Here is a 13,314-nt window from a genome sequence, read left to right on the forward strand (position 1 = left end):
GCGTGTCTCCGTCGCGATGGCGTTGTTTTTGCTGGTAGGTTCGGGGGTCAGCAGCCCAGCGCCGCGAGCACTTCGGGGCTGGCCTGCACCGCACTGCGCTGGTGATAGAAGTCCAGCGCCCGCAAGCCGCCCAGCTCGGCACCACCGCCAGCCCGGCCGGGCCCGCCATGCAGTGACATGGGCATGACATTGCCGTGGCCCGTGTGTGCAGTGGCCACGGCCGGCGTCACCACATGCACCCGGCCGTTGCTCGCCGCCAGCGCAATGGCGGCCTGGGCCAGGGCCTTGTCCTCGGCGCCGTAGAGCGAGGTCACGAGCGAGCCCTGGCCTCGCTGCGCCAGGGCCAGCGCATGGGGCAGATCGTTGTAGGGCAGCAAGGTGGCCACCGGGCCAAACACCTCTACGTCATGGACGATGGTGGCCCGGTCGGCATCGCGCGCGCCCAGCAGCACCGGGCCGACGCAGGCGGCCACGGCGGGGTCGGCATCCACTAGAGGGCGGGTTCGGCCGTCGTGCAGGACGTCGGTATGGGCGGCCAGGGCGGCAATGCCTGCCTGCACCCCATCGAACTGCGCGCGGCTCACCAGCGAGCCCATGCGCACTTCCGGGTTGCGGGGGTTGCCCACCACCACGCTGGCCAGTTGGGCGCTGACCGCCTCGGCCACCGCAGCGTACAACGTGGAGGGGACCAGGATGCGGCGGATTGCGGTGCACTTCTGGCCGGACTTGACGGTCATCTCGCGGACGACTTCACGCACCAGCAAGTCAAAGGCGGCGCTGCCGGGCGCCGCATCAGCCATCAGCAGCGCGGCATTGAGGCTGTCGGCCTCGATGTTGGCGCGCACCGAACGCTGCGCCACCGCCGGATGCGCCCGCACAAGGCCCGCTGTCTCGGCAGAGCCGGTGAACGAGACCACATCAAACGGTTGCAGCGCGTCCATCAAGCCCGCCGAGCCTCCCGCGATGACCGACAGCGCGCCGGCGGGCAACACCCCGGCGTTCACCACGTCCTGCACCATGCGCTGGGTCAGCCACGCCGTGGATGTGCCGGGCTTGACGATGACCGGCATGCCTGACAGCAAGGCAGGCGCGGCTTTTTCCCAAAGACCCCAAGCAGGAAAGTTGAACGCGTTGATGCACAGCGCCACCCCTGGCCTCGGCACCTGCAGGTGCTGCGACTGAAAGACCGGGTCCTTACCCAGCCTGATGGCGTCCCCGTCGCGCAGCACGCGCACATCGCCCAGCGCATCACCCCATCTGGCGTATTGGCCGAGGGTGAAGATCCCGCCGTCGATGTCCACCGCTGAGTCCGTCTTGACGGTGCCGGAGTTGGCAGTGGCAATGTCGTAGTAACTGTCGCGGTGCGCCTGCAACACCTTGGCGACCGCGCCGAGCATGGCGGCCCGCTCACGGTAGGTGGCGGCGCGCAGCGCAGCCCCACCCTGTTCGCGGGCAAACGCAAAGGCCTCGGGCAGGTTCAACCCCGTGGCGTCCACCCGCACCAGGGGGGTGCCCAGCACAGGGTCGCGCAGCTCGGTGCCGGGCCCTGTTCCGTGTTGCCAGCGGCCGGCAACGTGGTTGGCGAGCAATTCAGTCATGCAGTCGTTCTTTCTGAGCGAGAAGGTCCATGGGGGAGCAGCGCAGGCGCCAGCCCTAGCGGGTGAACTGGATCTGCCCCTCGGGCAGCAGGTACAGCACCAGCGCCCTGCCGTGCGCCACCGTGGGGTGGTGGGCACTGCCGGGCGGGTAAACGCACCATCCGGCAGGGTGGCCGTCAAACACCGCATCGCCCTCCAGCGGCATGATCAAATCGATTTCGCCCTGCGGGTGGGTGTGGTGGGGGCCGGCAATGTTTTGCATGTCCACCACGTCCACAGAAAACCGATGCAAGGCATCTTCGGGCTTGAACACACGGCCGTAGCGAATGCCACCGCCCTCGCGTTCACACAACCACCCCTCACGCGCACCCTGAATACACGCCTCCCGCAAACGCTGGTAGGTGGTACTGGTGGGGCCGTGTGCAGTGTTAAGCCATTGCGCGAGAGCGGCATCCAGGGGTTTGCCAGCGAGCTGGGCGGTCAGAGCTGCCAGGGCTTGGTGAAATGCAGTTTTGTCGGACATGGGCAGTGGGTGCAGCTAGAGTCGGGGCCCAATCTGCACCGTTTTTGATTCACCGCCTTGCGCGCATCCAAAACATGCAGTATTTTGCCAATTAAAGAACCATAGTTACCTCAAAGATCCATGTCAAGCACTATAGTGCATGCATGGTGTTTTCCCTGAGAAGGCCAGGGTGCTCCATGAAAAGGATGGGTATGAACGAAACAGAAACGGCGGGGCTGCTGGCACCCGCCTCCGCGCAGGAGGGTGCGCCGCCATCGGCCGAGGAGCCCAAGAACCCCCTGCTGGTGGCACTGGGCGAGCGCGTTCGCAACCTGCGTGCGCAGCGGGGCCTGACCCGCAAGGCAGTGGCCGTGGCTGCTGATGTGTCGGAGCGCCACCTGGCCAACCTGGAGTACGGCACCGGCAACGCCTCCATCCTGGTGCTGCAGCAGGTGGCCCATGCGCTGCACTGCTCGCTGGCGGAGCTGGTGGGCGACTTCACGACGCAATCGCCCGAATGGCTGCTGATCCGCGAACTGCTGGAACACCGCAGCGAGCCCGAACTGCGCCGCGCGCGCCTGGCGCTGCACGAGCTGCTGAGCGGGGGGCACAACGACGCAGCAAGGCACCGCCGCATCGCGCTGGTGGGTCTGCGGGGGGCTGGCAAATCCACCCTGGGGCCGTTGCTGGCGCGCGAGCTGGACGTACCGTTCATTGAACTGAGCCGCGCCATCGAGGCCCTCGCCGGGTGCAGCGTGCGCGAAATCCACGACCTGTACGGCACCACCGCCTACCGCCGCTACGAGCGCAGAGCCCTGGAAGAAACGATACAGATCCACAGCGAGGTGGTCATTGCCACGCCGGGCGGCATTGTGTCGGACCCTGCCACTTTCAACGAACTGCTGGCCCACTGCACCACCGTGTGGTTAAGGGCCGCGCCCGAGGAACACATGGGGCGCGTGGTGGCCCAGGGCGACATGCGCCCGATGGCCGCCAGCAAAGAGGCCATGGACGATCTCAAGCGCATCCTGGACGGGCGCGCTGCTTTTTATTCCAAGGCCGAAATCACGGTGGATACCTCCGGCCAGACGCCCGAGCAAAGCCTGCAAGCCCTGAGTGCCAGTGTGCGCAAGGCCATGACCCGGGCGGAGTAAAACCCCGCACGCCCTCTGAGCGGCTGCAGCCCGGACACGGGCGCCGCAGCGCCCACGCTCATCCCGGCACAGCACAGCGCCACCGCCACGGTGGCCAGTGCAGTTCGCCCCCTCACCCCCCTGCGCAGCCCTCAGCGACGCAGCACATCCGCCCGACTGCCATCGGCAAAAAAATGCATTGACATACCGCACAACATGCATGATGATGCACGTCAATAGCAAGCAATAAGCACTATATTGCGTTAATTCTCCACGGAGACCTCATGGCAGACCTCACCCACGCTCCCGAACGCGTTGATTACCGCACTGACCCCACGCAGTACCGCCACTGGACCTTGTCGGTCGAGGGCGCCATTGCGCGGCTGTCCCTCGACATTGCGGAGGACGGCGGGATTCGTCCTGGCTACAAGCTCAAGCTCAACAGCTACGACCTGGGGGTGGACATTGAGCTGCATGACGCGCTCAACCGCATCCGCTTTGAGCACCCCAACGTGCGCAGCGTCATCGTCACCAGCGGCAAGGACCGCATCTTTTGCTCGGGTGCCAACATCTTCATGCTGGGGGTATCCAGCCACGCCTGGAAGGTCAACTTCTGCAAGTTCACCAACGAAACGCGCAACGGCATTGAAGACTCCTCCAAACACTCGGGCCTCAAGTTCATTGCGGCCGTGAATGGCGCCTGCGCAGGCGGCGGCTACGAGCTGGCACTGGCGTGCGATGAAATCATCCTGGTCGATGACCGGTCGTCTGCCGTATCGCTGCCCGAAGTGCCTTTGCTGGGCGTGTTGCCCGGCACCGGTGGGCTGACACGTGTCACGGACAAGCGCCGCGTGCGGCACGACTTGGCCGACATCTTCTGCACCAGCGTGGAAGGTGTGCGTGGCCAGCGCGCGGTGGACTGGCGCCTGGTGGACCGTATCGCCAAGCCCGCGCAATTTGCCGCCACGGTACAAGAACGTGCCACCGCCCATGCACAGACCAGCACCCGCCCCAGCGACGCACAAGGCATTGCCCTGCCCCGCGTAGAGCGGCAGGACCATGCCGACGGCATGCGCTACCAGCACGTGACGGTGGACATCGACCGCGCACGGCGCACAGCCACGCTGTGCATCAAGGCACCTCAAGGGGCGCAACCCGCAGACACGGCCGCCATTGAAGCAGCCGGCGCCGCCTGGTGGCCGCTGGCAATGGCCCGCGAGCTGGACGACGCCATCCTGAACCTGCGCACCAACGAGCTGGACATTGGCACCTGGCTGCTGAAGACCGAAGGGGACGCACAAGCCGTGCTGGCCAGCGATGCCGTCCTGCTTGCTCACCAGGACCACTGGCTGGTGCGAGAGACCATCGGCGCACTGCGGCGCACCTTTGCCCGTCTGGATGTGTCTTCGCGCAGCCTCTTCGCACTGATCGAGACGGGCTCTGCTTTTGCCGGCACCCTGGCAGAGCTGGCGCTGGCGGCGGACCGTACCTACATGCTGGCCCTGCCCGACGCTCCCGAGCAGGCACCAACGCTCACGCTGAACGCATTCAACTTTGGCTTGTTGCCCATGGTGAATGACCAAAGCCGCCTGCAACGCCGCTTCTATGAAGAGGCAGGCCCACTGGAAGCGGTCCGCGCAGCGACCGGCCGACCGCTGGACGCGGACAGTGCGCTCGCACTGGGCTTGGTCACGGCTGCCCCCGACGACATCGACTGGGCCGACGAAATCCGCATCGCCATCGAAGAACGCGCCGCCATGTCCCCCGACGCGCTGACCGGCCTGGAGGCCAACCTGCGTTTTGCCAGCAAGGAAAACATGAACACCCGCATCTTCGGGCGCCTGACCGCGTGGCAGAACTGGATCTTCAACCGCCCCAACGCCGTGGGCGAGAAGGGCGCGCTCAAGGTTTATGGCACCGGCCAGAAGGCCGGTTTTGACCAGACGCGCGTCTGACCCCCTGCCCTGCATTCGATTTCCATCCAGAGGAGCACCCCATGAGCAGCATCAACTACAGCGAGAAGATCCCCAACAACGTCAACCTCGGCGAAGACCGCACGCTGCAGCGCGCGCTCGAAGGCTGGCAGCCCAACTTCATCAACTGGTGGGACGACGTGGGCCCTGAGGGATCGACCAACCATGAGGTTTATCTGCGTACCGCCGTCAGCGTGGACCCGAATGGCTGGGCACAGTTTGGCCACGTGAAGATGCGCGACTACCGATGGGGCATCTTTCTGAACCCTGGCGATACCAACCGCGAAATCCACTTTGGCGACCACAAGGGCGAAAAAGCCTGGCAAGACGTGCCCGGCGAACACCGCGCCAATCTGCGCCGCATCATCGTGACCCAGGGCGACACAGAGCCAGCCTCGGTAGAGCAGCAGCGCCACCTGGGCCTGACGGCGCCCAGCATGTACGACCTGCGCAATTTGTTCCAGATCAATGTGGAAGAGGGCCGCCACCTGTGGGCCATGGTGTACCTGCTGCACAAGCACTTCGGCCGCGACGGCCGCGAAGAGGCCGAAGCGCTGCTGCAGCGCCAGTCCGGCGACGAGAACAACCCGCGCATCCTGGGCGCGTTCAATGAAAAGACGCCGGATTGGCTGGCGTTTTTCATGTTCACCTACTTCACTGACCGTGACGGCAAGTTCCAGCTCTCGGCCCTGGCAGAGAGCGCTTTTGACCCGCTCGCGCGCACCACCAAGTTCATGCTGACCGAAGAGGCCCACCACATGTTTGTGGGCGAGAGCGGCATCTCGCGCGTGCTCTCGCGCACCGCACAGGTGATGAACGACCTCAAGACCGACGACCCGGCCCAGGTGCGTGCAGCGGGCGCCATCGACCTGCCCACCATCCAGCGCTACCTCAACTTCCACTACAGCGTGACCATCGATCTGTTCGGCGCAGACCAGTCGAGCAACGCCGCCACCTTCTACAGCTCGGGCCTCAAGGGTCGCTACGAAGAAGGCAAACGCACTGACGACCACGTGCTCAAGGGCCAAACGTACAAAGTGCTGGAGGTCAAGGACGGCCAGTTGCTGGAAAAAGAAGTGCCCATGCTCAACGCGCTGAACGAAGTGCTGCGCGACGATTTCGTCAAGGACTCCATGGCGGGCGTGGGCCGGTGGAACAAGGTGCTGGAGAAGGCGGGCGTCCCCACCCGCCTGGTGGTCCCCCACAAGGCCTTCAATCGCCAGATCGGCGCGCTGGCCGGCATCAAGATGTCGCCCGACGGCCGCGTGGTGAGCGAGGCGGAATGGACCGCACGCAAGGCCGAATGGCTGCCCACGCCCGAAGACTTCGCGTTTGTGGCGTCGTTGATGGGCCGCGTGGTCGAGCCGGGCAAGTTCGCTGGCTGGATCGCGCCCCCGGTCATGGGCATCAACCGCCAGCCGGTGGATTTCGAGTACGTGCGTTTCAATTGACCCCTGCAGAGCCTGAGCCGCCAGCGCCCGCCTCTCCCAGGGGTATCCCGGCGCCTGCGGCCAGGCACAGCGGTTTTGCTCTGTATCGACTGAAGCCAGCCAACGCATGCAAGGTCACAGTACCCGTCGACATACATGGCACGAAGAACGACTATGGAAACCCACACGCTGATCGACAACGGCATCCTGAAGCAGCACCTGATCGACCCGGAGATCTGCATCCGCTGCAACACCTGCGAGGCTACCTGCCCGGTCAATGCGATCACGCACGACGACAACAACTACGTGGTGCGGGCAGATGTGTGCAATGGCTGCATGGCCTGCATATCGCCCTGCCCCACGGGTTCCATCGACAACTGGCGCGCGGTGCCGGTGGGCAGGGCCTACAGCATTGAAGAGCAGTTCAGCTGGGAAGAGCTGCCCGGCGAGCTCGCGCCCCACGAACTGGTTGCAGCAGGTGCAGAACCCGCCACAGCGGCGGCAGCACCAAAGCCAGCCGTTGAGGCCCCGGCAGAGCCGGGCACGCAGGTGTTTCGGTCTGCCCAGTACGGAGCCACGTTACCGCCCTGGTCCGCAGCACATCCGTACACCAATCTGTTTCCACCCAAAAACCCGACCACAGCCACCGTGGTCGGCAACTTCAACTGCACCGAGGCGGGTTTTGAGAGCGAAACCCACCATGTGGTGCTCGACTTCGGCAGCATGCCGTTCCCTGTGCTGGAAGGGCAATCGATTGGCATCATCCCGCCGGGCACCGATGCGCTTGGCAAGCCGCACCACGCGCGCCAATACTCGGTGGCCAGCCCACGCAACGGTGAACGCCCCGGATACAACAACCTAGCGCTGACCGTGAAGCGCGTGACCGTGGACCACGATGGCAACCCTGTGCGTGGCGTGGCCTCCAACTATGTGTGCGACCTGAAGGTGGGCGACAAGGTGCAAGTGGTGGGGCCGTTCGGCAGCAGCTTCCTCATGCCCAACCACCCGCGATCGCACATCGTGATGATCTGCACCGGCACCGGCAGCGCTCCCATGCGCGCCATGACCGAGTGGCGGCGCAGGCTGCGCAACAGCGGCAAATTCGAAGGTGGCAAGCTCCTGCTGTTCTTTGGTGCACGCACGCAGCAGGAACTGCCCTACTTCGGCCCCCTGCAAAGCCTGCCCAAAGACTTCATCGACATCAACCTGGCTTTCTCCCGCACGCCCGGGCAGCCCAAGCGCTACGTGCAAGACCTGATGCGCGAGCGCGCCGCCGATCTGCTGGCCTTGCTGCGCGACGACAACAGCCACTTCTACGTCTGCGGCCTCAAGGGCATGGAAGAAGGCGTGGTGATGGCACTGCGTGACATAGCGCAAGAGGCAGGGCTGAGCTGGGAGACCCTGGGCGCGACGCTGCAGCGCGAAGGCCGACTGCACCTGGAAACCTATTAAGGCCGTAAAGGCCTTGGCCTGAGGTCTCTCTCTAATTCAAGCCCTGGAGCCTCCAAAAGGCCCAGCGGCTGGGCCTCTGGGCGCTGCATGGCGCTCTTTCCGTCGTGTAACAGCTGCAACGCCGGACGCTGACCGGCCGACCGGCCTTTCGTTCCTGCGAAAATAGCGGGCTTTGCCTACGGGGACCCGTTCCCTCCTGCACGCGCCGCCGGACCATCCCGCTCGGCCGTGCCCACCCAGTGCACAGCCTTCGCGGGATGACCCAACACCACCGACTCAACAGCTCACCCCTCGTGGTCCTGCTCCAGCAATGGACGCGGGAAGCCAGTGAGCGGGCCGCGCGTCCGGTGCCAGCCGTCAAGCCCCCCGATGTGGCAGAGCAGCTGAGCCAATGGCTGGGAACCGTGGACGCCGTCCAGCTCAGCCGGGCGCTGCACGCGATCGAGACCCTGCCATCGCAGGCAGGCAGTGCACAACGCCCACCCATGGTGCTGAACATGACGGCACTCACCGGCTTGGTAGCAAAGGTTAAGGCCGATCTCGAAGGCCAGCTGACCACCAGGCCCGCTGCACCCAAACCGCTGCGGGCCCGGGCGGACAACACGCCCGTGGAGCTGCCGGACCCGATGGTGGAAACGGAATTCGCCACCCATGCGCCACGCTATCTGGACCTGCAAAAGCAGATGGAGCTGCGGCTGCAGCCCCTGAGGGCGCAAGTGCGCCAGGCGATCGCACAGGGCACACCCACGTTGCGCCAGGTAGCGGCGCTAGACGCTGTCATGGAGCACATGCTGGCGCCGCGCGAGCAACGGCTGTGGGCCTTGCTCCCCGCACATCTGGAGCGCCGACTGGCGCACCGCCATCGGCAACACCAGCACCGGCTGACCGCCCAGGGGCTGACCGATGAGCCTGCGCGCTGGCGGCAGGCAGGAGGCTGGCTGTGGGCCTTCGAACGCGACATGCAGGCCCTGCTCACCGCAGAGCTGCAAACGCGCATGGAACCAATCACGGGACTGCTGGAAGCGGCCCAGAACGACACGACAGGACAACAGGAATGAACAAGAGTGTGATGACAGCCATCTTTGCCACAGGCCTCGCGGCCGCTGGCTGGGTGGGCTGGGATTTTATAGGCCACAGCCCGCTGGCACTGGCAATGACGGTGATGATCGCCGCAACCTACCTGCTGGGAGCCTGGGAGCTGATGCGCTATCGCGCGGCCACCGCCTCGCTGACGCGCGCGCTCGACGCCCGTCAAGAGCCTCCTGCGCTGGAGGCCTGGCTGGAAAGCCTGGACCCGGCACTGCGCCACCCGGTTCGGCAACGCATCGAAGGCGAGAGAGTGGCCTTGCCAGGCCCCGCGCTCACACCCTACCTGGTAGGACTGCTGGTGATGCTGGGCATGCTGGGCACCTTCGTGGGCATGGTGGTGACGTTCCACGGCGCCGTGTTCGCCCTGGAGGCCTCTGGCAACCTGGAATCCATCCGCAACGCACTGGCTGCGCCCATCAAGGGACTGGGCCTGTCGTTTGGTACGTCCGTCGCGGGGGTGGCTACGTCGGCCGCGCTGGGCCTGTTGTCCGCCCTGAGCCGCCGTGAACGGCTGCAGGCGGTCCGCCAGCTGGATGCACGCATCCCCACGCTGTTTCGGGCCTTCTCTTCCGCCCAACGGCGTGAGGACACCCTGCAGGCCCTGCAAGCGCAGGCCCAGGCCCTGCCGCTAATTGCCGACCGCCTGCAAGCCATGATGGAGGGGCTGGAGCGCCGCCACAGCCAGCTCAACGACCAGCTGCTGGCGCAACAGCAGGGGTTTCACAAAGAGGCCTCTGCCGCCTACACCCAATTGGCGCAGGCCGTGGGCGCATCGCTGCAAGACAGCCTGAGCACCAGTGCCCAGCAGGCCACTGCCGCCATGCGCCCGGTGGTGGAACAGGCCATGGCGACGCTGGCACAAGAGTCCCAGCGCACCCACGAGCGGCTGCGAGAACACACCAGTCAGCAGCTGCAAAACCTCAGCGCGCAATGGGAGGGCACCGCACGCAAGGTGGCCGACACCTGGGCCCGGGCGCTCGACCAGCAGACGAACACGCAGGGCGCACTGGCAACCCAGTTCGAGGGCGCATTGCAAACACTCACGCAGGCTTTTGACGACCGCTCGAAATCCCTGGTGGACTCCCTGCACGCATCCGCCGCACAGCAACAGGCCGCCCAGGCGGAGGTGGACCAACGGCGACTGCAAGGCTGGGAGCACACCATGCAGGACATGGCCCGCAACCTCGCCGCTGAATGGCAGCGTGCAGGCACCCACACCCTGACCCAACAGCAGGAGGTGGGCCAGGCCTTGGAGCGCACAGCACAGCAGATGGACCGGCAATTGCAGGCCACCACCCAGGCCTTTGCACAGCAGGCCGAAGCACTGGTCACCACGCTTCAAGCCACCGTGGCCGAAGCCCACGCTGCACAACGGTCTGCGGACGCGCAGCGGCTTGCCGACTGGACCCAGTCCATGCGTCAGATGGCCCAGACAATCAGCGGCGAATGGCAGAGCGCCGGGACACAGACTGCTGAACAACACCAGGCCACCAGCGCGGCACTCGCCCAGGCAGCCCAGCAGATCGAACACCGCCTGCAGACCGCCAACAGCGCCTTCGAACAACGCTCAGAGGCCCTGCTGGCTGCGTTGCAAGCCACAGCCGCCGATGCCCAGCAGGCACAGCGCGACGCCGACACGCAACGGTTGGCAGACTGGAGCCAGTCCCTGGAGAACGTGGCGCACACGCTCAGCGCCGAATGGCAGCGCGCCGCCACCCAGACCGTGGAACAACAACGCGTCCTGGTGCAGACGCTGGAGGAGACTGCCACACAGGTGAGCCAGCAACTGAACGCCCAGGTGGAACGCACCTTGGGCGGCACCACTGCGCTGATGGAGCAATCCGACGCGCTGCTGCGCACACGCATCGACACCGAAGCCCAGTGGGTGCAAGCCCAGGGCCAGCGCATGGAGGCACTGACCCAGGTGTGGCGCGATGAGCTGGTCGCCCTGCGCGATGCCGAAGCCGTGCGCGGCCAGGCGGCCGTGGACCGCCTGGAGACCCTGCAAGCCGCCGTGGCAGAGCACCTGGCCACCCTCGGCGCTGCGCTGGAAGCACCGCTCACGCGCCTGCTGCAGACCGCCTCCGACGTGCCACAGGCGGCAGCCGAAGTCATCACCCAGTTGCGGCAGGAAATGACACGCTTGGGCGAACGCGACAACCTCGCACTGGCCGAGCGCACGGCCATGACGCACCAGTTGGGCACACTGCTGCAATCCGTGAACGATGCTGCTGTGCAGCAGCGCGCGGCCATTGACGCCCTGGTGGGCTCGGCCGCCCAGGTACTGGAGCAGGCGGGCCAGCAATTTGCGCAGGCCCTGGGCGCACAGGCAGACAAGGTGGACGAGGTCGCTGCGCAAGTGGCAGCCAGCGCCATCGAATTGTCCAGCCTCGGTGAATCCTTCCAGCACGGCGTGGGCCTGTTCAGCGCCAGCAACGACAAGCTGATGGAGAGCCTGCAAGGCATGGAGGGCGCGCTTCGCGAGTCAATGGGCCGCAGCGACGAGCAGCTGGCCTACTACGTGGCACAGGCCCGCGAGGTGATTGACCTGAGCATCAGCGCACAACAAGGCATCGTGGAAGACCTGCGCCGACTCCATGGCCGTGCCACGGCAGAACAAGGGGTGCCTGCGTGATCGGCGTGGACGACACTCTGGACGACGCTACCGACCAGACAGCCCCGGTGTGGGCCGTCTTCGGCGATCTGATGGCGGGGCTGCTGGGTGCTTTTGTGTTGATCCTCGTCGGCGTGCTGGTGGTGCAGATTGACCTGGTGGCCAGCCTGCAGCAAGAAGTGCAAAAGCGCCAGATGGAAGAGCAGCGGCGCATGGCGCTTGAAAAGGCGTTGGCCGTTCCGCTGGCTGCTGGGCGCGTGACGGTGAACAACGGACGCATTGGCATCAGCGGCAGTGTGCTGTTTGCCACTGGCTCTGACGAACTGCGTGCCGAGGGACGGCAGTTGCTCAAAAGCCTGGTCCAGCCGCTGGGGGTGTATTTGCGCGAGCGCGATGAAATGCTCATGGTCAGTGGCTTCACCGACAACACCGCGTTGCTGCGCGGCAGCCAGAAACGTTTTGCGGACAACCTGGAGCTGTCGGCCCAGCGCGCACTCACCGTGACCCGGGCGCTGATTGACGAAGGCATGCCGTCCTCCCAGGTGTTCGCGGCCGCCTTTGGTGCCGAACAACCCGTGGCCGACAACAGTGACGAAAGAGGCCGTGCACAAAACCGCCGCGTGGAGATGGCGCCCGTCCCCAAGGCCGCGCCTCAACGGCCGGCCGAGCCCCCCCGAGCCCCATGACCGATCCCCGCCTGGAGACCTTGCGCGCAGCAGGCGCGCACCATCACGACCCCGTGCGTTTCCATTATCTGGAGGTGCTGGCACGCCGCCTGCCCGGCCAACCGCCCGCCGTGCAGCGGCTGCTGACTCACAAGTTGGAAGCCGCGCTGGCGAGCTACCCCCAGAAGCCGCCCCGTACCACGGCATCAACCCGCCACGAACGCCATGCCAATGCGGGCTCCGCGCTGGCACAACTGAATCAGTCCTTGGGAATGCCCCGGCACAGCGCTGCTGTGGGCGACCCGTTTGCGGTGGACAACGCTCCATTGCCCGCGCTCAAAAGCGTGCACCAGTTCAGCAAGGCCTGGTCTCACATCGCCGCGGAGCAGCAAGTGGTGCAGGCCCTGCACCGAGGGCCGGAGAATGCGGGCCCCCTCAACGCGCACAAGCTGGTGCTGCGCTCCCTCAGCCTGATGCGCACCCTGTCTCCAGACTATCTGCGCCACTTCATGGCGCACATGGACACGTTGCTGTGGCTGGATCAGGCGAGCCACAAGCCTCCCACCCCCGCCCCCCGTCCAGCACGCAAGGCGCGCAGCAAGCCCTGACCCGCTGCGGCTGCCGCAAGGCATGCAGAGATCGCCGCTCAGTGCATTCAGATCTCAGTCCAATTATTTCGAATACCAGAATAGTCAATTAAATACTGAATAGTTTTTTCTTGAACACCGTCGGCGTACAGTTCATCCCATCGATGAGCCGAACCCGTCAGGCGACTCACCGAACCCGGAATGAAGTCATTTTTCATCAACACTTTGTGCACTTCACGCCGGCTTTTTTTGAGACGCTTTTTTTATTCAA

10 protein-coding genes are annotated in these 13,314 nt (G+C 65.4%); 8 read left to right on the plus strand and 2 right to left on the minus strand.

Annotated features, from left to right (window positions below; all coding sequences use genetic code 11):
* Nucleotides 1–47 precede the first annotated feature (47 nt).
* Nucleotides 48–1,598 carry a 3,4-dehydroadipyl-CoA semialdehyde dehydrogenase gene (locus DNK89_RS12060; RefSeq protein ID WP_110960266.1) on the minus strand — a complete coding sequence of 517 codons (1,551 nt, stop codon included), beginning with the start codon at nucleotides 1,596–1,598 and terminating at the stop codon, nucleotides 48–50.
* A gap of 55 nt (nucleotides 1,599–1,653) precedes the next feature.
* Nucleotides 1,654–2,121, minus strand: a complete 468-nt coding sequence (locus DNK89_RS12065) for a DUF4863 family protein (protein ID WP_110960267.1) — start codon at nucleotides 2,119–2,121, stop codon at nucleotides 1,654–1,656.
* 191 nt (nucleotides 2,122–2,312) lie between these two features.
* On the opposite strand from DNK89_RS12065, the gene DNK89_RS12070 reads away from it, so the two are divergent.
* The 8 genes from DNK89_RS12070 to DNK89_RS12105 all read left to right on the plus strand — a co-directional run bounded on the left by DNK89_RS12070 (nucleotide 2,313) and on the right by DNK89_RS12105 (nucleotide 13,064).
* Complete coding sequence (locus DNK89_RS12070; RefSeq protein WP_203422252.1) at nucleotides 2,313–3,254, plus strand: helix-turn-helix transcriptional regulator; 942 nt, start codon at nucleotides 2,313–2,315, stop codon at nucleotides 3,252–3,254.
* 263 nt (nucleotides 3,255–3,517) lie between these two features.
* On the plus strand, nucleotides 3,518–5,188 hold the full coding sequence (gene boxC / locus DNK89_RS12075) for a 2,3-epoxybenzoyl-CoA dihydrolase (protein WP_110960268.1): 1,671 nt from the start codon (nucleotides 3,518–3,520) through the stop codon (nucleotides 5,186–5,188).
* A gap of 41 nt (nucleotides 5,189–5,229) precedes the next feature.
* Nucleotides 5,230–6,657 carry a benzoyl-CoA 2,3-epoxidase subunit BoxB gene (gene boxB / locus DNK89_RS12080; protein WP_110960269.1) on the plus strand — a complete coding sequence of 476 codons (1,428 nt, stop codon included), beginning with the start codon at nucleotides 5,230–5,232 and terminating at the stop codon, nucleotides 6,655–6,657.
* Nucleotides 6,658–6,810: 153 nt separating this feature from the next.
* Complete coding sequence (gene boxA, locus DNK89_RS12085; RefSeq protein WP_110960270.1) at nucleotides 6,811–8,088, plus strand: benzoyl-CoA 2,3-epoxidase subunit BoxA; 1,278 nt, start codon at nucleotides 6,811–6,813, stop codon at nucleotides 8,086–8,088.
* Between the two features lie 257 nt (nucleotides 8,089–8,345).
* Nucleotides 8,346–9,146 (plus strand): DUF3348 family protein, encoded by an 801-nt coding sequence (locus DNK89_RS12090; protein WP_110960271.1) that lies wholly within the window; start codon nucleotides 8,346–8,348, stop codon nucleotides 9,144–9,146.
* Nucleotides 9,143–11,812 carry a DUF802 domain-containing protein gene (locus tag DNK89_RS12095; protein ID WP_110960272.1) on the plus strand — a complete coding sequence of 890 codons (2,670 nt, stop codon included), beginning with the start codon at nucleotides 9,143–9,145 and terminating at the stop codon, nucleotides 11,810–11,812. The genes DNK89_RS12090 and DNK89_RS12095 overlap by 4 nt, the downstream gene beginning before the upstream one ends.
* Entirely contained in the window at nucleotides 11,809–12,477 is a 669-nt protein-coding gene (locus DNK89_RS12100; protein WP_110960273.1) for an OmpA family protein, read from the plus strand. Before DNK89_RS12095 ends, DNK89_RS12100 begins: the two co-directional genes overlap by 4 nt.
* A complete protein-coding gene (locus DNK89_RS12105) occupies nucleotides 12,474–13,064 on the plus strand; it encodes a DUF2894 domain-containing protein (protein WP_110960274.1) in 591 nt (196 codons plus the stop codon). The genes DNK89_RS12100 and DNK89_RS12105 overlap by 4 nt, the downstream gene beginning before the upstream one ends.
* Nucleotides 13,065–13,314: the final 250 nt, after the last annotated feature.

It is taken from the genome of Acidovorax sp. ST3 (assembly GCF_003231145.1).
In the GTDB taxonomy this organism is placed as follows: Bacteria; Pseudomonadota; Gammaproteobacteria; order Burkholderiales; family Burkholderiaceae_C; genus Acidovorax.